11 protein-coding genes and 1 pseudogene are annotated in these 19532 nt (G+C 44.5%); 7 read left to right on the top strand and 5 right to left on the bottom strand.

The genetic code is table 11. The features are described 5' to 3' along the window. Positions 1-3 precede the first annotated feature (3 nt). The 3 genes from DFP97_RS11005 to DFP97_RS10995 form a co-directional block, all read right to left on the bottom strand. A complete protein-coding gene (locus DFP97_RS11005; RefSeq protein ID WP_114380204.1) occupies positions 4-933 on the bottom strand; it encodes a carbohydrate ABC transporter permease in 930 nt (309 codons plus the stop codon). 45 nt (positions 934-978) lie between these two features. After that, positions 979-3870, bottom strand: coding sequence for an extracellular solute-binding protein (locus tag DFP97_RS11000; protein WP_181873464.1), 2892 nt, complete (start codon positions 3868-3870; stop codon positions 979-981). Between the two features lie 99 nt (positions 3871-3969). Further along, positions 3970-5361, bottom strand: coding sequence for an ABC transporter substrate-binding protein (locus DFP97_RS10995; protein ID WP_114380036.1), 1392 nt, complete (start codon positions 5359-5361; stop codon positions 3970-3972). 278 nt (positions 5362-5639) lie between these two features. On the opposite strand from DFP97_RS10995, the gene DFP97_RS10990 reads away from it, so the two are divergent. The 7 genes and pseudogenes from DFP97_RS10990 to DFP97_RS30705 all read left to right on the top strand — a co-directional run bounded on the left by DFP97_RS10990 (position 5640) and on the right by DFP97_RS30705 (position 11006). Further along, the gene (locus DFP97_RS10990; RefSeq protein WP_114380035.1) at positions 5640-6401 is read left to right on the top strand and encodes a response regulator transcription factor; all 762 of its coding nucleotides are present in this window, start codon (positions 5640-5642) and stop codon (positions 6399-6401) included. Between the two features lie 151 nt (positions 6402-6552). Next, positions 6553-7513 (top strand): annotated as a pseudogene (locus DFP97_RS10985) (MFS transporter); the annotation flags it as partial. A 195-nt stretch (positions 7514-7708) separates the two neighbouring features. Next, the gene (locus tag DFP97_RS10980) at positions 7709-8032 is read left to right on the top strand and encodes an NAD(P)H-binding protein (protein WP_114380034.1); all 324 of its coding nucleotides are present in this window, start codon (positions 7709-7711) and stop codon (positions 8030-8032) included. 245 nt (positions 8033-8277) lie between these two features. Further along, positions 8278-8751 (top strand): DUF2975 domain-containing protein, encoded by a 474-nt coding sequence (locus DFP97_RS10975; RefSeq protein WP_114380033.1) that lies wholly within the window; start codon positions 8278-8280, stop codon positions 8749-8751. Positions 8752-8761: 10 nt separating this feature from the next. Further along, positions 8762-8980 carry a helix-turn-helix domain-containing protein gene (locus tag DFP97_RS10970; protein WP_114380032.1) on the top strand — a complete coding sequence of 73 codons (219 nt, stop codon included), beginning with the start codon at positions 8762-8764 and terminating at the stop codon, positions 8978-8980. Between the two features lie 2 nt (positions 8981-8982). Continuing rightward, complete coding sequence (locus DFP97_RS10965) at positions 8983-10227, top strand: DUF4153 domain-containing protein (RefSeq protein ID WP_114380031.1); 1245 nt, start codon at positions 8983-8985, stop codon at positions 10225-10227. 614 nt (positions 10228-10841) lie between these two features. Beyond that, a complete protein-coding gene (locus DFP97_RS30705; protein ID WP_181873463.1) occupies positions 10842-11006 on the top strand; it encodes a hypothetical protein in 165 nt (54 codons plus the stop codon). A gap of 70 nt (positions 11007-11076) precedes the next feature. On the opposite strand, the gene DFP97_RS10955 is transcribed toward DFP97_RS30705, so the two are convergent. Both DFP97_RS10955 and DFP97_RS31890 read right to left on the bottom strand, forming a co-directional pair. Next, on the bottom strand, positions 11077-12927 hold the full coding sequence (locus DFP97_RS10955; RefSeq protein WP_220271151.1) for a glycoside hydrolase family 5 protein: 1851 nt from the start codon (positions 12925-12927) through the stop codon (positions 11077-11079). Positions 12928-13258: 331 nt separating this feature from the next. Then, on the bottom strand, positions 13259-19426 hold the full coding sequence (locus DFP97_RS31890) for a family 43 glycosylhydrolase (RefSeq protein ID WP_114380029.1): 6168 nt from the start codon (positions 19424-19426) through the stop codon (positions 13259-13261). Positions 19427-19532 lie beyond the last annotated feature (106 nt).

Genomic DNA, 19532 nt, shown 5'->3' with positions numbered 1-19532 from the left:
ACGTCACTCACCTATCTTTCTCAACATTTTTTGCGTCAGCATGTTGGTCCCGATCATCAGGCCGAAGAGAACCGTCGCAATGGCGGACGCATAGCCCATCTCGAAACGGATGGTGCCATAGTCCATCAGATGCGTAACGACGGTATGCGCCGCGTAATTGACGCTTGGAAAGCCCGCAAGCGCGATCGATATGTCGGCAACCGCAAACGAAGCGGTAATCTGCATGACCGCTCCGAACAGAAGCTGCGGCCTCATCGATGGCAGCGTAATGAACCAAAGCTCCTGCCAGCGGTTCTTAATTCCGTCTACCGCTCCTGCTTCAACCAGCGTTTTATCGATCGTTTGCAGACCGGCGATAAAAGCCAGGAAGCTGGTGCCCAGACTGAGCCAAAGCTGAACGATCATGACAATGGTCAAAATATATTTCTCGTCCAGCAGCCATTGAATCGGTTCCAATATAAACCCGGCTTTCATCAAAAAGCCGTTCAAGTAGCCGTAGCTGTCCCCGGAAAACACAATCAGCCAGATAAAGAACACATTTCCGGAAATCGCCGGCGCATAAAAAATCAATGTCATGACAGCGCGCACCTTGGGCGTAAGCTCATTGATAATCCATGCAAACACAAAGCAGGCGATATAGCTGACTGGGCCGGTAATGACCGCGAACATAAACGTATTCTTCAAGGCGATCATAAAAATATCGTCATTAAGAAACAGCCTGGAATAGTTTTGCCAACCAACAAAGCGCGGAAATTCAAGCATATTAAAATAGAAGAAACTTAAGCCCAGCGAGAAAACTACCGGAATAACGGTAAATAAAAAGAAAATAATCATGTAAGGACTCATCAATAGGTAGTAATGCTTGTTTCGTTTCAACTCACTCATGACATAAGCCCACCTAGATCTCTTCTTCGGGTGAATGGAGCCCTTCATGGCTTGAACGGTTGTTTCTGCTTGCACCCTGCTTCCACCCCCTAACTAATACGGTAAATTAAATTCTTTTCGCTTAATTTCAATTTCATCGTTGATATAGAGGATATAGTCCGAAAAGGCTTCGCGGGGATTCTCATTGGCGTTAACGACTTTCCTGAAGGCATTGTCCAAATGTCTGCCCGTAAAGTATCCGCCCGGAACCTGCGGGATGCCTCTGACCCACTGCCACTGGCTCTCCAAATTGTTGTAATCCTTGACCGGCCAAGGCAATTCTTCAAGCGCATCAATATTGGCCGTCGGATAACGTGCCGCCTCGCCCATAAGACCTTCCATCTCGCGTCCGTAAGCAATCTGGGTTTCCTTGTCCGTCCACCACTTCATAAACGCCCAAGACGACTCTTTATCATCCGAATTTTCCAGCATCATGACCGCGGTTGTATGGCTTGCCACTTCATTGTTTATAGTGCCGTCCGCAAGCTTCGTACCCGGAACAATGGTGAAGTCCCATAGGCCTTTGATCTCCGGAGCCAACACCGTCAGCATGTTGTACGTCGTATAGTCCGCAATGCCGATCGGCATCTCGCCCGTCCGGAACCGGTTCGGGAAGTCCGCTTGCAGCGGGAACTTATAGCTTGTATAAAATTGCGTCCATTTTTTAAAAGCGTTCATTGAAATTTCGGAATCGAGTGCGCTCTTCTTATCGTCATCCCGATAAAATTTGCCGCCGTTCTGGTAGAGCAGCATAGAGAAGGTCGCATTCGGAACCAAGCTCGCATTCGTGGCTTCAAGCGGCAAATAAAACGCCATGTTGTGCTTCTGAAGAACCGAAATCATGTTATAAATTTCCTGCCAGGTTTTGGGTGGAGTTAAATTCAACTCCTTGAGGATATCCTTGCGGTAAAACAGCATCGGGAATGTCTGCTGCTCTGGGAGGGCATACACTCCCCCATCGTATTTGTAAGGCGTAAGTCCGCTGTCGCGGAACCTTGAAGCAACTTCATCGTAATCCGCAAATTCCGACAAGTCGGCCGCAGCGCCCCTCATCGCATAGTTCACCGGAACATCCTCGCCGATCTGCATGGCCACGTCCGGCCCCTCGCCGGCAAGCGTAGCCGGCAGAAGAATGTTGCCCGGAACGAGCCTCAGCTGAACGGAAATATTCGTATCCGGCGTAAAGGAGTCGTCGATCAAGCCCTTCAAGACTTGCGCCTGGTCGCGTCCGGTCGTAATCCAGACCGTGACCGAACGGTTTTTCTCTTCGGTATTGCCGATGCTGTCATAATCTTCCGTATAAGAGGCCGCATAGGCGCCGAGCTCGTGTCCTGCTTCTTCGAAGAAGGTCGCTTCCGCTCTCGGAAGCTCGCGGCCCGGCGAAGAGACGACAAGATAATCAAGCGAAAGCGGTTGTTCCCGCACGGTCAGGATCCATGTTCCCAGTCCGCCGACATTGACCTTGTATGCATCCAATCGCTTGGCAACCGTTTCGGGATATTTCGTCATATCTTTCAGTTGGCGAATCATCGAGTGAAGGACGGCTACCTTGTCGCTTCGCTCGCCTGTCGCTTGCTCGAGATAGTCTGCGACGCTTTGAATCGTTTCGGCTTGTTCAGTGAAAACCTCTATCATATCGGGAATCCGCTTCTCCAATTGATAGTCGCGAAACGGATCGGGCGTATTCGACGTAATCATCAAGATTTTCCGGTACATCTCATTCAGCTTCAGCACGCTCGACTCGATCGTTTGAAGCAACGGAGCGATTTCGCCGAGGGAAACCATCATTCGAATACGATGCGCGCCTTTGGTCAAATGGTATAAATAGGGCTCGTCGCCGCCGAGCAAGTTCATCTGCCAATCCCTTTCAAAGTTAAAGCGGATTCGCTTCATTTCCTGAAACGGATATTTTCCGTCGATCATAAGACTCCGCGTGGCATAAACGCCGCGAAGCTGGTCCTGCTTTTGTTTTAACGCAATCTGATACAAACCGTCCTCTTCCACCTCGAATTCCCACTCGATCCACTGCCCGGGCAGCTTCCAGTTCAGTCCTCCGATCGTGTTGATTCTGATTTTGGAAACATCATATGGAATAACCGTTGGACTAGACCTGTCGGATACCGGATATAAGGTCGGGGAAGACTTGAGCGTTGCGTCTTCCGCTTGGATGAGAATCGATTGATCCTTGACAGCCTTAAGGCCTTCAGCTTCATATTCGCTCTTCAGTTCTTCGTACGTCTTCAAGTCCTGATCCTGGTATAGCTCAATATAATCAATAGCCATCGGTTCCCGTAACGCCTTCATGGAAAGCCTTTGCGTGCCTTTGTCGAAATAAAAGGAATACAGCTCATCGTAATAACCGTATCTGTCGGTAAGCGCCGATAGCTGCCATGCAGGCTTCTCGACCTGTCTCGGACGCAGATCGTTTCCTCTGTCGTCTCTCTTGATCTCTTCGTGCCGGTCTCCCCAAACCCGGTCAAACAAAATAATATCAGCGCCCTTAAAGGGAATTTCCTGATTAATAGAAAACTCTCTTTCAATCGCAGAGCTCTTTCCCTCGATCGGATAATAATGAATTCTAACGTTGTACAGACCCGGCTGACCGATTTGAACGTCCCAGCCAATGGACCCCGTCTCCGGCGTAATAACCGCTTTTCCATCCAAACCATGCAGCTGCTCCATGACTTCAAAACCGTCCCCGACCGTTTCGGCATAATTCTCCCCCTCGATTCGAATGACCCCGTCCGGCCGCTTCGCAGCCTGGTGGGTATTCAAATAGTCGTCGTAGCCCCCTTCTCCAGCCGATTCCGTAATCGCTTCAAAATCTGCCATGGCCCGAACATGCCCGTTACCTGCTGGATTCGAAGGGTAGAACGCCCAAATGGACAAAAAAAATACGGTCAGAACTAGTATGACGATTACATAGTTCTTCTTTCTGATGTTCAATTTTTCTCCCCTCCTGCAGCTAGAAGTTTTTAAATCCAATAACAGTCCCCATTATAGAAAATTTCTAAATGGGGACTGTCCGTCAATCCATTTCAATTGTTACGGTGCATACACTTCATCAATTGCCGCCTGGAACGCCGACTTATACTTCTCGACGACGGTGGATACCGAAACCCCGCTAGTCAGTTCGCCCATGAAATCATAGTACTTCAGATTCGGGAACGTATTGTGATCGAGAATGATCATATTAGGCGCAACCATCTTGGCATTGTTGATGTCATCTTCATTGGTAAACAAAGTCTCATACCAGCCTTGGTCCGGATAATCATACATAGAATCGATGTCATTGATCTTTTCCCAGATATACATGAGCTGCTCGGGATTCTCGACCGCTTTCGGAATCGTCAAAGCCTGGTAGAGCGCTTCGGCGGAATGATATTCGGTAGCATTCGGTCCCTTCGGAAACGGAACGAAACCGAGCTCATAGTCCGGCATATCCGTCTGCATGCCGCTAAGCTCCCACAGAGCGCCTGCAACCATCAGCGTGTTGCCTTGACGGAAGAATTGGCCGGCCTCTGTCCAATCGCCGCCCTCCGTAGGTCTGCCAACTTGCTCGGTCGCCAAGCGGGAAACGAAATTAAGCGCATCAAGCGTCGCGGGATCGTCCAGATTTTGCTTATCTCCTTTGGTGAGGCCCGTATTGTTGGAATATAGAGCTTGATCTGGAAGCGATGGATTTGCGAGCCCCCATGTATCCAGCTTGCCATCGTTATTCGTATCTTTGTTGGCCTCTTTGGCCACTTGAATGAACGTTTCCCAATTCCAGTTGTCTTCGTTCACATACTCTTGAAGCGCTTTCAAACCCAGCTGATTCATAAGCGTGCGGTTGTAGAAGAGGCCCTGAACCAGATTGGCGTGACCCTCGCTGAATCCGTACCCTCTGCCCTCATACTGGTAATATTCATTCGTGACCTTCTGGTTGAATGCTCTAGGGTTCTTCGTATACTCGTCGATCGGCCACAGCAGATCTTGCTTCACAAGCGTTGGAACCGTATACGTTTTGCCCAATCGGACGATATCGCCAATCGGCTCGCCCGCCAGCAAGGATGCGGTGACTTTCTGCTGGTATTCGCCGTAATCGATAGCGACGTATTCCACTTTGAAATTATGCTTCTCCATTAAAGCGTCCAGGTTTTTCTTGCGTTGAATGTTGTCCGGATTGTCTTCCGGAATCGTCATGTCCCACCACGATACGATTTTGATCGTTTTGCCGCCCAGGTCGAAATCCATCTCCGGCGTGCTGTACACTTCCTCCTCATTGTTCGCCGCTGCGTTGTCCGGCGTATCGGTCGCGCCGCTGTTCGTTGCGCTGTTGGTTCCGTTGTTAGCGGTGTTGGTTCCGCTGTTTGTACCGCTATTGGAGCCGCCGCCGCATGCTGCGAGAACCAGAACCATTGCGCATAACAGAATCATCATTTTGCGAATCCGCATACCTAATCCCCCTTAAGATTTGTGAACACATCAAAAGTGTAACGCTTACATTATTAGGCAACAACCTGTCGAAAACGAGATATTCCACCTGTCTAATTATAGGTTGAGAGCTGACATTTCGAATCCGAAGCCGCAAGGAATGACAAGTAGTAAACAACTGCTAACGATATAAAGAAAAGCACATTGTTAATCATTCGTGCATTTTACATAATGAAAGCGTAATCTTTTGCAGGCATAAGGGGTTCGACGTGCCGCGAATGCAAGGGGAGGTAATCATTGTGTATAAGGTACTGTTTGTCGATCTGGATCATCAATCGGGAGATAAGACGCGATATATGCTTGATTGGAGCAGTATGGGATTTGCCTTGGAAGGTTATGCGGATGCTTCCGCAACCGCCATGACTTTATTCGCCAAGCATCGTTTCTCGCTTATCGCGATCAATATGAATGGCGCTCACGAAAGCGGGATGGAGCTGTGCGGCCAGATCCGCAGCAAAAGCCGCGTACCGATTATTCTCATTGGCGGGGACAATGACTTCCAGCTCGCACGAAAGGCGATGTACTATCAAGTCAGCGACTATTTGCCCGATCCCTTGTCAGCCGATGAATTAACTTCAAGCTTGCAGAACGTGAAGCGGAAGCTCGACTCCGCGCCACAAGGGGAACAGTATGAGCAATCCTTATCCTTATCCGAAAATGATGCTTCTCCGCAGGCCAACGTTATTGATAAAGTGAAGGTCTATGTGGAGAAAGCTTTGCATCAGAACATCACTTTGAAAGAAATATCCAATATATTACACTTTAACTGCTCTTACCTGGGACAAAAATTCAAATATCACGTGAACATGACCTTCAACGAATACCTGCTGCAGCAGCGCATGGAGAAAGCCAAATCTTTGCTCGAACATACAGAAATGAAAGTTTATGAAATTGCTAACGAAGTCGGATATACCGAAATGGATTGGTTCTACAAAAAATTCAAATCGTACACCGGTGTAAGCGCTAACGAGTACAGGAAGATGATCTCGATTACGGCATAATCCACGATTGTTTGAGAACTAATGTTAAGCTAACAGGAAACTATAGTGGAGGAGCTTCCTTTGAGGAAGCTCCTCTTTTGTTTATTGAAGTAACTGGCAGGGCAGTTCGAATACCAAACGACGATTGAATTGAAGATGGGAGCGCACATGTATGGGGACGATTTTGCTATTGATCATTTATTTGGCCTTTATCAGCCTCGGGCTGCCCGATTCCTTGCTCGGAGCATCATGGCCTGTCATGCGGCCCGATCTGGAAGCACCAATTGGAATGGCAGGGTTGTTGTCGATGACGGTTACCGTTGGCACGATTGTATCCAGCTTGGTAAGCGGAGCGGTTGTGAGCCGGTTCGGTACGGGAAGCGTCACGCTGGCAAGTTGTATCATGACGGCTGGCGCGCTGCTAGGATTTTCATATGCGCCATCGATCGTTTGGTTGATCGTGTGCGCCATCCCCCTTGGGCTCGGCGGAGGGGCCGTCGATGCCGGACTCAACCATTACGTAGCGGCTCGTTATAAAGCCCATCACATGAGTTGGCTGCATTGTTTCTGGGGTATTGGAGCGACAGCCGGTCCCAATGATTATGGCCGCGTTCTTGTCTGGGAATTCTTCATGGAGAGACGGGTATCTCGCCGTAGCAGGAATTCAGTTTGCGTTAGTTATTTTGCTTTTCATAACGCTCCCGTTATGGGGGCATCTAGCCGGGAAACAAGGCGCCGAACAAGCGGAGGCGGGGCCGTCGCTTGATAACGGGGGGGTGTACAAACCGCAGCATGCGAAAGGTGTCAAGTATGCCTTGGCATCGTTTTTATTCTACTGCGGGGTCGAAGCAACGGTTGGCTTATGGGGCAGTAGTTATTTGGTGAAGATGAAGGGGTTGCCCGCGAACGAAGCCGCGTTTTGGGTTTCGATGTACTTTGCAGGCATAACGATCGGAAGGTTCACCACCGGAATCGTCACGTTCAAGATGAGCAATCGCCTGTTAATTCGAGCTGGCCAGATCACGGCGCTTGCCGGTACGCTTCTTCTGCTGCTACCGCTTCCGAACGGTTTTGCACTAAGCGGATTGCTAATCACCGGACTGGGACTCGCGCCGATATTCCCATGCATGATATCGTTATATCGGCTGCCGCCATGCTGTTATTCTCGGAACGGTTGAACGTCTTCCTGAACAAGCGGAACGAACCTAACAACTCAATCCACCAACACTAAAGATAGGGGTTCTGTAGAGCTTTAAGAAATGAGCTTTGAAATTTCACAATGACTAAACTGAGGTCAGGAATTCATTGCCGAATAGGAAGTGAAGTTCATGATGAATCGAACCGCCCTTGTACTCGGAGCGACCGGCCTGATCGGTGAACAGCTGGTCAAGCTTCTCCTGCAAAGTGAAGAGTACGTCCGGGTGACCGCGCTCGTTCGTTCTCCTCTCCCCTACTCCCATCCCAAGCTGTACACAGTGATCGTCGACTTCGCACGGCTGGAGGACTTCGCGGAGGAGATCGTCGGGCAGGATGTGTTCTGCTGTCTGGGTACGACTATTGTTCATGGTCGGTCCACTGCGCAAATACAAGCAGATTCGAGCAGACAAGGTTGCCTATGCGATGTATCGGATCGCCGTGAGCAAACAAGATAGAACTTACGTGCTATGGGAGTCCGATCAAATCAAATATTTAGCTAAAAATCAAGGTTATACAATACCCCAAAGCAAGAAAAATGAAAGAGCATTTCTTTGTAATGAGAAATGCTTTTTTCTTTGTCTAAAAACTGAAGAGAATACATAAAACAATAATAATAAATTGAATAACAATCATAACATATTGTAAAACGATAAGTGTTGTGTTAGATTTAAAATGACAATAAACAAGTGAGGTGCCTTTTATGAAACGTGAAACACTCTTTTTAAAAGTAACTGTTATTCTTATTGGAATTCCGATTATTCTTTTGTGTTTATTTTGGTTGCCTTGGATAGCTAATGAAGCAGCAGAACATTATCCGGCTTTTTTGCTATATCTCGCTTTAATCGGTTTATATGTATCAACGATACCGTTTTTCGTGGCATTGTTTCAGGCTTTTAGACTTTTAAGCTATATTGACAAGAACAAAGCTTTCTCAGATTTATCTGTAAGAGCCTTAAAGAATATAAAATACTGTGCAATCACAATCAGTATCTTGAATCTGGCAGTTTTACCACTCTTAGTTCTCATGGCGGAGATGGATGACGCTCCAGGTCTCGCAGTAATCGGATTAGTCATTCCTTTTGCTTCTTTTGTGATTGCAGTCTTTGCTGCTGTTCTTCAAAAGCTATTAAAAAATGCCATAGATATAAAATCAGAAAATGACTTAACGGTCTGAGGTGAACAACATGTCCATTATAATCAATATTGATGTAATGCTGGCTAAAAGGAAAATGAGCGTAACAGAACTTTCGGAGAGGGTTGGAATAACAATGGCTAACCTTTCTATATTGAAAAATGGAAAGGCAAAAGCGATTCGATTATCCACTTTAGAGGCGATTTGTAAGGCTTTAGAATGTCAGCCTGGAGATATTTTAGAATATAGAAGTGACGAAGGGGAGGTATAACCATGGACATTAACAATCTGATTATTGAAAATATTGCTAACCCCCATGAGTTAGAGAGAATGTTTAGAAAAGAACCCGAAGCTTTTAAAAAGTCATTCTCATACGCCTGGGAACAAAACCCTGATTCGCAGGTTCTTGCCGTTTGGAATGAAAGATTGCATTTCAAGGAGACGGCAAATACAGAAAAAGCTTCCTTGCTTCAGAAAGCTTTCTTATCCATGGGCATTTTAGCAGTTCTAGCCGGGATTTGCACCAGGATTATTTTCCAATTTGTCGAACAGCAGACAATAGCCCCTATTAACCTTGTTTTTGGTATACTTCCCTTTATTGCCATCTATTTTGTATACAATAATACTCCGAAAAAAAATGTTCTTTACACCCTTGCATCGTTATTTCTAATGTCCGGGTTTTATCTTAATATGCTGCCACTAGAGCATAAAGACAGTATTATCCTGGCTTATCTACACCTTCCCATTTTCTTATGGGTATTATTAGGGCTTGCATTTACAGGAAATGAATATGGCATAGGCAGCACAAGATTGGCCTATCTTAAATTTAATGGGGAGTTTTGCATACTCTACGCCAGCATGGCAATTAGCGGGATGCTGCTAACAGCATTAACCATGCAGTTATTTAGATTTGTCGACATGGATATTTCTGAATTCTATTTTAAAAATATCGTTTTATTTGGTGCTGCCGCTCTCGCAATTGTGGCTACATACCTGGTATCAAGGAACCTTAAGCTTGCCAAAAATATAGCACCATATATAGCCAAAATTTTTAGTCCTCTTGTACTGGCGACATTGTTGGTCTATCTTATAACCGTTATTTGGGTCGGAAAAAATCCATTCTTGGACCGCAATTTTCTCATATCCTTCAACGGAATACTCCTTAGTGTATTGGCCGTCACCATATTCTCCATTACCGAAAGCAGCAAAGACGAGAAAATGAACATTTCTGATTATATAAATTTTGCTCTAATTGTTCTTGCTCTTATCATTGACAGTGTGGCTTTATCGGCCATAGTGTTTAGGCTTTCTTCTTATGGGATTACGCCCAACAGACTTGCTGTTTTAGGCGTAAACATACTTATCTGGGCCAACCTAATTTGGATTATGCTCTCCTATATACGTTTTCTACAAAACAAAACCGGACCTTCAACCATCCAAGATGCCGTTACTAAGTATTTGCCGGTTTACGGACTTTGGGCAGCTTTCGTTACATTTATTTTTCCTTTAATCTTTTAAAAAAACTCTCATCAAAAACATCTCTATCTATAAAAAAACAGCGACAGTCTAAGACTTTATTTTCTGGTCTTAGGTCGCCGCTGTTTCTTTTATTAGGTCAACAATTACAGTCTAAGACGTGACCGTAAATTAAGCATCCTAATTTGATTATCACTAGTTGATCCCAGAGACACTGCTTCGAAACCTGATAACCCAAAAACGAGTTGATCCCAATGCTGAAGTGTCCTTGAGGCAAATAACGATTCCAAGTTCCACTTATCGTGATGGCCTGAAACTTCGAAATAGTCCATGCCGAGTTCCCTCATCATTGGCGTGATACTCTTTGTTAAAAAGTGATCAAGCTCGTTGATAAAAGCATAATTGTTGTGGTCACCACTAAGGTAAAATCCCTTCATTCCCTTGCTCCAAATTAAAGCAGTCCTTGGTGAGTCCATTTGATCGTGAACGGATCTCGGTCGGAATTCTGACGGAATGTCTGTAAAATTCCCGCCTGCAGGAATATACTTCATGCATTCCTTGGTTTCCGGATCAGGCTTCGAGTAATCCTGTTGATTCGGCAAACTCCATAGCAGATATTTCAATTTCTCTCTTACCGTTACATGGTTGCTCTTCTTATGATTCAGACTAGGCAGGCAGCTGAGTATTGCGACATCTATCGGCAGTTGATGGATGAACAAGCCGTACGAGATATGGCCACGATCCAGCAGAAGAACACCATTGGCGAGTATCACTTTTGGACACAAGAATCTGTTGTCTTTTCCATGCTGGACTACACATAATATAGACATTTTACCTGAAATACCTCCGAACCATTCCGGTCGGAGGTATCCAGTTCCTGAAGATGCTTATTTATTTTCCTGACTGATCATGGGGAACCGTAACGGTGACATCTGCTTCCGTAACATTCCCTGCTTGATCTATCGCTTTATAAGTTATTGTATAAACTAGAGGCTCTTTACCTTTTGCTTTTTTGGCCAACAGCTTGAATTCCGTATCGAATGTGCCGAAATCGGCTTCTTGTACCATGGATTCATAGCTGCCAACGGCTATGCTCGGCGTAATGGACAGCAATTCCACCTGAGACAGCTCAACATCCGTTTCAACAGTTGCCGTTACTTTAACCAGCTTGTTGTTGGCCGGCCACAATGTTTCCTTATCCAGTACGACATTCAGGGTTGGGGCAACCGTATTAATTCCCAAGCTTCTGTACGCCCACTCCGACCAGGCGCCCCGATTATCCTTCGCACGAACCCTGATCGACCAATCTCCGTCCGCCAATCCATTCAAGGTGTATGAACCGGATGCGCCCGCCAGTTCGCCGCTGTCCACATCAACCGTCTCCCAACCGTTGCTGGAAGCTTGAACCTGATAGGCGGCTTGAACATCCGCATCGTCGGCGTCAAGGAACGTCCAGTCAATCTGCGGACTATTCAGATTGATTGCCTGGCCATCCTGATACGAGGTGATCGAGGCGGTTGGAGCCGAATTCGCCTTGACAGCCATAAGCTGCTCAAGCAGCACCTTATCATTCATTTCAAATATATCTCGGTTGTAATGTAGATTTGTAACATCCCATAAAACCGGGGTAATTCCTCGGGAATATGCGGCACTGTTCACCGACGAAAGATAGAGCCGTATCATTTCTTGCGTCTTATTTTTTGTAGCTACACCAAACTCCCCCATGATAACGGGGATACCATTGTCGATGAAACGTGTTTTAACCATATCCATGAGCCTGTTTAGCTCGGCGAAGTCTTCATCCGTTCCCCACTCCGTACGCGCTGTTCCCCAACTCGCATCCTCTTCCAGGATGGCGAATGTTGCAGGAGTGTAATAATGGACCGATACTGCACAGCGATTTTGGGGATCGTTTGGCAGCTTATAAAGTTCATCAACGGTCTTCTCGATATCCGTTACATAACCGCCTACCAACAGGTGGCGTTGTTTATTGTTGCCCCCGGAACCGCGTACAATATCTACAAATCTCTGGTTGATCTCATTCAGCAGCGCATAAGCTTCTTCTTTTCCGTCATCGCTGCCGTAAAAATTCCATAAATCAGGCCATACACCTTCCTCATTGAAAGACTCGAACATCAGATGATCGTCATAGTTTTTAAAAGCTTCTGTCAGTTGTGTCCATATGCGTGTATATTTGTACATAGATTCTTCTTTTTCTGACGGAAATTTCTCAAACCAGCCGCCGTCCCAATGAATATTCAGAATAACATACATATCGCTATCCAGTGCCCAATCCACAACTTCTTTTGCCCGGCCCAGATAACTAGGATTGATTGTGTAATCCTCGCCCATCATATTTGACCACGCTACGGGAATTCGAAGGACGCCAAAACCTTCGTTTGCATAACCTTTAATCATTTCCTCCGTAATAACGGGACTGCCCCAGGCAGTTTCATAATTTGTAACACTGGTGCCATTAATCCAGCTGCCTGTGGCTTCAAGCGTGTTGCCCAAATTAATGCCGATTCCCATTTCTTTGACAAGCTCCATTGTTGTGATCTCTCGCATTTCGGCCGTTGCTTCGCTTCCGGTCGAATCCGCTGCGAATGCCTTATCGGGGATCTCCGTCAACGAAGAGCCCATGCTTACTGTCAACGCGGCGGCCATCAGCAGAAGTGAAGCTGACTTACATAAGGAAATGATTGATTTGGTGAATCCACGCGACTTTTTACTTGTTTTCATCAACTAGTCTCCTTTATTAATTTTTCTTTGAAAGCGTATACATTTCTGCTTTCTGATTGATTGTAAGTCATCGTTTGATTATTAACAACCCTTCATATTCTAGCCATAGAATAGCACGATAAAGGCATGAAAGACGAACTATATCGGAAATGAAATCATGAAAATCCATGCTAGCAAAATTGAGAAAATTCCAGCACCTAACTCTCCCTATACTTATCCGGACTTTGACTATTTCGAAAAAAGTTCCTGAAAATAAAAAAAATTACTCGGCGAAAATGGAAAAGCCCGCTAAAATAGCGGGCTTTTCCATTTTCAACCAAAATACATACTATCATTTCGTAGTGTCAGCACTATTCCACTGTTGTATCAACTGCTGGGCATCTGCATTCAGAACCGTTTTCACTTGATTAACCGAATCATTACCAAGGGCCTCGTTGTTCAAGTGCTTCACGAAATCCTCCATATGCTTGGCGGCCTGATCCGGCTTCCCAATATCCAGCTGATGCTGTGCCTGATCCAGATTATTGGACAATTGCGAGGTCAGGGAGCCCTTGAGCAGCCCTTCCTTCACGTAACGGTCCATAAGCTGCTTCATGGATTCGATGCCGGTTGTCACCTCGAAAGAGATGTGATTCTCCACTTTGTTCCCTGCCAAATCCTCTATGACAACGGTCAGGCTGTGGCTGCCCAGATTGCCTGCCATAGGAATCTGAACCCCGGAGCCTACCGCCGGGGCGGCCGGATATTCCTTGCCGTCCACCGTGACCTTAGCAGAAGCCAGGCCAGACAAGCTGTCCCAAGCATGGAAGTCGATGCCGAGATGATCTTCGAAAGTACCGCCGTCCTTAAGAACGGTACCGTTAACTGTGAGCTCGTATTCCGGCTTCGTTGCATCCACGGCGAGATCGATAGAGCCTTCCCTGGTAATGCCGTTTAAGGTTACGGCAGCCTTAATGGCCACAGAGCCGTCGCTAACCGGATGAACGATGCCTGCGGGATCAACGAAAGCAATCTGCACGTCATTGCTTGAGTATACAATGTTAGCCTTGGACAGATCGGCCTGTTCATCGCCGGTCATGGTGCCTTTTACCGTTAATTGAGCCGTAAAGCCGGTGCCCAACAAGCTCTTGGAGGTGCTGACGCTTACAGACTCTAAGATGGGCAGAACTTCAACGGTAACGGGATTGGACTCCACAACCCTACCGTCTGTGGTCGTAACCGCTGCCGTAATTTTTGCTATGCCCGCCTCGATGCCCGTTACAATGCCGTTATAAACAGCGGCAACTTCCGGATTGCCGCTGGTGTAAGCAACTGTCGCATCCCCCAACTCCATGGCAGCTCCCAATTGATCTTTGACCGTCAGGGTCAGCGCAGCGGATTTTGTCTTGGCCAGGGACGTAGGATCCATCACCAACTGGACGGAAGTAATCGCTGTTGCCTTTATAAATTGCCAGTAATCCACATTAAATAAGTTGGTACCGGCTCCAGCAAACTTAAAGAAAATACTGTGAACTCCTTTAACATTGGTTACATCGGTTTCAACTGTCTGCCATGTTTGTGCTCCACCTGTAGGACTGACATTAAGAGTACCGATAAGTTGACCTTCTGGACTGTCAAGATGTATTTCTATTTTACCTCCCACAGTTGATGCAACATTTGCTTTAAATGATTTAGCACCGTTGTCACCGAAGTCAACGTTTGATACGGCAAGCCAGTCTCCATTATCTATACCAGTAACATTCAAATTGCTTACCGGTCCGTCTGCTGCACTAGATGCTTCAGTTGTTATACCTTTATTCCATGCAATTGTTTCAGCCTCAGTCCTCTGATATGGATCAACATTTGCAATCTGTACTACACCTTCTAAACTTCCCTGAACCTCTTTAATTTGTCCATTATCATAATATTCAAGCTTATTTATATTTGACGAACGGTATCCTTTGTCAACACCTAAAATTGCTTTGTTTAAATTTTGGGAATGGTATATGACATACCACTGGTTATTGAATTGGAAAACGGAATGATGGTTATTGCCAACTATTCCAAAAAAATCACCTGGATTTTTAAGGAAATGCCCTACATAAGTAAATGGTCCCATAGGACTATCACTCATCATGTATCCAATGTTAGCGATCGGATAAGCTGCCGGGTGTGTACCGGAGAAATTGATGCAATACGAGTAATAATATTTGCCGTTATACTTATGAATTCCGGAATCTTCAAACATGTAAGGAGCATCAATTGTTACTGCGCTTCCATCAATACTAATCATGTCAGCGCCCAATTTCAAAACTCTGGCTGTTTTAGGATTTGCAACTGACGCTGGATCCTGTTCATTTGGGATACCTCCGCCAAAATATAGATATCCTGTTCCATCATCATCCACCAATACTGCCGGATCAAAAAGCCATGTAACTCCGGCTGCTCCCGGGGTTTCTTGGGTAATCATGGTATGTCCCAATGGATCTGACCATGGTCCTATAGGGCTATCTGCCGTGAGTACGCCAATACCATCTCCTGGATTTGCAAAATAAAGAAAGAATTTTTCTTTGCCATTTATTGTTTTATGTGCTGCCGCCGGCGCCCAGGAGAGTCCTGCCCACTTTGCAACACCATTTGGCCCTGCGACCGGGATTTCACCATGGTCTGTCCAGTTGACCATATCCGCTGAAGATATAACGGTTATTTTATTTATTTTAGAATATGAATTTTGTTTAATGGTTCCATCCGTATTATATTCATATGCATCACTAGTCATATAAACATATACTCTCCCGTTATAAACCATGGCATATGGGTCTGCACCATATTTATGGGTAATAAGAGGATTGGCATACCCGGGAACTTTTTCAATGGCACCTGTATTAAGTGCTTTTAATTCAATGTCTGCTACAGCATTGTTAACGTTATAAACAACATCTCCACCTTCGACATTTATATAATCCATAGTAATCTGTTGAGTTGTATCAATTGGAACAAACAAGGCAACCTTAAGCTTAATAGTTGCAAACAAATTGTCTGAATTATTGTTTGCAAAATTTACATTGCTTCCTGATACATTCAGCATCAGCTGATTATTTGAATAAGTATATGAGGTAGTTCCAGTAATATTAGTAGAATTGAAATCTATACCTGTTACAGTCAGATACTTTGGTATGTTTAAGGAAGCTGCAATAGAGGAATATGTTCCTGCAGGCAGCGCATCCATTTTTACAGGGACTGTAAACTCAACATTTTGGGCACCGGTAACGTTAGGAACATCTGCCAGGCTTGCATTTAGAGCTGTCGTTGCTGTAGTTCCCGTCATCTTGTTATTAACTCTGAAATAATCAAAATCGACATAGCCTCCTGTTGTTTTTGTTGCATAATTAAATAGTCCAAAACGATATCCCATAAAATGAGGCGAGTAATAATTCATATGAAGTGGTTCTCCTATAGATGTCCAGGTGTTGCCGTCAAGGCTGTAATAAAAATATGCATTATCCGCCATATTTTTAAAATCAAATTCGACTTTAAAATATACTCTGTTTTGTTCAATAGGGATACTTTCTACTTCCACAGGGGTACTTTTCACATTAGCATCATTGGAGCTGCCACGCACCATAACAATAGATTTTGTAGTTCCGGACATTTTAACGCCGACAGATCCATAGTAGTATTGGAATGCTGCAAGCCCGGCGTAATCCCCATCCTTCATATTACTTACATCTATCGCAATACTTCCTGAGCTTTCCGGTCCGAAGGTTCTTTGGGTAAGGGTATTCTTGGCATTATGAATGTCATTGCTTTTTCTTCCAGTGGTCATCCTTAAGTATCCAGAACGGTCAGTAAGAGACCATTTGGTATTGTCAGGGTTATGATTCCACTGCCAGACCAAATCAAGATTTGAACCATTACTCTCATTTTCCAGTGTTCGAGCTGTATCCGTAGGAGTGACGTCTATCATTGAAACATCATCTATATAGAAATCCATTAAATCATTATGCGGATCTGGGTTAGGTACCCAATCTGTTTCAAAAAAGATACTTGGGGCGACTAGAGTCTGATCTGATGGAATCGTATAGTTTCCTTCAATTGTACCCCATTCCCCTTTTTTTATGGTATTTGATCCCATAACCTTTATAGTTGTCCAGTCGTCCCCATCCTGGAAATTCATATTAAATTTCTTTTCAGTTGGAGCTAATGGATCATCATATCTTACCTTCGCAGAGAAATGATATTTATGTCCGGCGGTCAATTTACCTGTAAGAATTTGTTGCGGAGAACCAGCTGTTGCTTTTCTCTCAGATGCTAATATACTATTTGTACCACTGTTATACATCTGATTGGTTATTGAAAGGGTTACATTGTTGTCATGAGCTGTCCAAGGATTTTGTCCGTTTTCAAATCCACCGTTTACAATAATATTTGGGTCTGGTGTAATATCTACAAATGAAATGTCATCTACACAAAAATCCATCAAATCGTTATTTTTATCCGGGGTTGCTACCCATGGTGTCTCAATAAAAATAAATGGAGTATCCACACTTGCAGTTGCTGGAATATTAAATGTTCCGGTAATTGTACCCCAAGTACCCTTAGTCAAGGTTGTAGATTTGTTTAGTACAGATTCCCAAGGTCTTTCTTGTTTGCTGTTGACTTCAATACTAAAAAGGAAGTCCTTGGTTGCAGGAGTTGCATCACCGTCAGAGCCATATTTTACTTTTGCAGAAAAATAATACGTATGACCGGCTTGTATTCCATTTAAAAAATGCCTTGGGCCAGCTGTTGTATTTCTGTCTGTAACAGATAAATATGTTGAGTGTCCTCCAACAGCTGACAACTGTGCACTTCCATATACTATCCATGAATCCGTATTGCCATTTTCAAAATCACTGTTTGCAATAATATTGGTATTTGTAGGATCACTGGTATCTACAAGTGAAACATCATCTACATAGAAATTCATCAAATCGTTATTTGCATCCGGGGTTGCTGTCCATGGTGTCTCAATAAAAATGAAAGGATTGCTTATACTTCTATCTGCTGGAATTGTAATGGTTCCGGAAATAGTGCCCCATTCACCTTTGTTTATAGTTCCAGAGCCCAATATTATAGACTCCCAGGGAGCCGCCTGGGTGCTGTTAGCTTCAAGATCAAAATTAAAGACCTTGGTTGCAGGAGTTGCGTCACCTTCACTGCCATATTTAATTTTTGCAGAAAAGTTATATGTTCTGCCTGCAAATACACTTCCTGTTACATCTTGTTTTGGACCATCGCCTGTTGCAGTTCTGCCGGTTACAAACAGTGCTTTTGGTTCGTTTTCAGTGACCGTTGACAAGCTTTCAGATCCAAAATTAGTCCATGAGCCCGTACCGCTTTCAAAGTCACCATCTGTTATAAGTTTTTTACCTTTGCTTGGATCAAGCAGTGTGCCTGATGTTGTTGTAATCTGTGGGTTATTTACTACTGTATGGTAAGCTCCAACTTTATCTGCACGTTGATAAAATTCATCGGACTTTACGATATTGAATTTCATATTGCCAGTAGAAATACCTGTATCTTGTGTATCCCCGAATACAGGCCATCCATCCTGCCATGTAGCTGGAATAATGTAGGGTATACGTCCCACAGCTCCATTATCTTTAAACAACACACCATACCATTTTCCATCTGGCGTATCAATAATTCCGCCCTGTGCTATGCCATTGTTTCTTAGAACGGTCTTCCCTTCATATGTACCATCTATACTGTCTGCACGGTGAACTAATTGAGTTCGCATGCTTCCCTCTGGCCATGCTATGGTGAATACGTAATACTTACCGTTAATTTTTTGTATATGTGAGCCTTCAGCATTTAGTCCTTTTCCTGTCCAGCCTGTTGCAGCAGCACTTGCATTAGGAATAATTGCTTTATCAAGCCCACCTGATTTAATCGCTGTAGCATCAGGAGTAAGCTCAGTTGCCCAAATATCTCCACCCCCATGAATCAAATACACACGTCCGTCATCATCAAACATCAATGAGGGGTCATGATAATATTGATTAAGGGTTGTACATGTCCATGGGCCCTTTTCTATATTCTCAGTTTGAAAAATATATGATTTTCTTGTAGCTAATGAACCAAACACAATATAAAATTTACCTTTATTATATCTTATGGTGCTTGCCCAGGAGCCTTGCCCATATTCGTTTTCTCCATTTAATAGAGCTTGTTTGTCATTAGCAGCAAGTATATCATATGCATAATTAACAATTTCCCAATTTACGAGATCCGTAGATTTCATAATCGGAACTCCCGGATTCATATGCATTGTTGTACTAGTCATATAGTAGGCATCACCTACCCGGATGATATCTACGTCCGGTACATCTGCCCATATGACCGGATTCTGAACAGTTGTACCAGTAGCAAACACAGATATACCTGGTACAAGGCTCAGTAATAATGTAAATGTTAATAATAATGGAATAAACTTCTCATACATTGACAATTCCTCCTCAAATAATTTTACTTCCATTTACTCACGTTTTTCAGACCTAGTTTCGATAATTTCTAATTTCTGTCATAATATTATGTTTACAATTAACTATTGTTATTACCCATATATGGTGAACTGTACCGTT

This window comes from Paenibacillus prosopidis (assembly GCF_003337375.1).
Classification (GTDB): domain Bacteria; phylum Bacillota; class Bacilli; order Paenibacillales; family Paenibacillaceae; genus Pristimantibacillus; species Pristimantibacillus prosopidis.
This window is presented reverse-complemented; position numbering and strand designations above follow the sequence as displayed.

Excerpts from the sequence above, each read along its gene's own strand:
- DFP97_RS10995 (WP_114380036.1), bottom strand. The coding sequence starts at position 5,361 with ATGCGGATTCGCAAAATGATGATTCTGTTATGCGCAATGGTTCTGGTT.
- DFP97_RS31890 (WP_114380029.1), bottom strand. The coding sequence starts at position 19,426 with ATGGAAGTAAAATTATTTGAGGAGGAATTGTCAATGTATGAGAAGTTT.
- DFP97_RS11005 (WP_114380204.1), bottom strand. The coding sequence starts at position 933 with ATGAAGGGCTCCATTCACCCGAAGAAGAGATCTAGGTGGGCTTATGTC.
- DFP97_RS10955 (WP_220271151.1), bottom strand. The coding sequence starts at position 12,927 with ATGAAAACAAGTAAAAAGTCGCGTGGATTCACCAAATCAATCATTTCC.
- DFP97_RS30705 (WP_181873463.1), top strand. The coding sequence starts at position 10,842 with ATGATTCAGACTAGGCAGGCAGCTGAGTATTGCGACATCTATCGGCAG.
- DFP97_RS10965 (WP_114380031.1), top strand. The coding sequence starts at position 8,983 with ATGGACATTAACAATCTGATTATTGAAAATATTGCTAACCCCCATGAG.
- DFP97_RS10980 (WP_114380034.1), top strand. The coding sequence starts at position 7,709 with ATGATGAATCGAACCGCCCTTGTACTCGGAGCGACCGGCCTGATCGGT.
- DFP97_RS10970 (WP_114380032.1), top strand. The coding sequence starts at position 8,762 with ATGTCCATTATAATCAATATTGATGTAATGCTGGCTAAAAGGAAAATG.
- DFP97_RS10975 (WP_114380033.1), top strand. The coding sequence starts at position 8,278 with ATGAAACGTGAAACACTCTTTTTAAAAGTAACTGTTATTCTTATTGGA.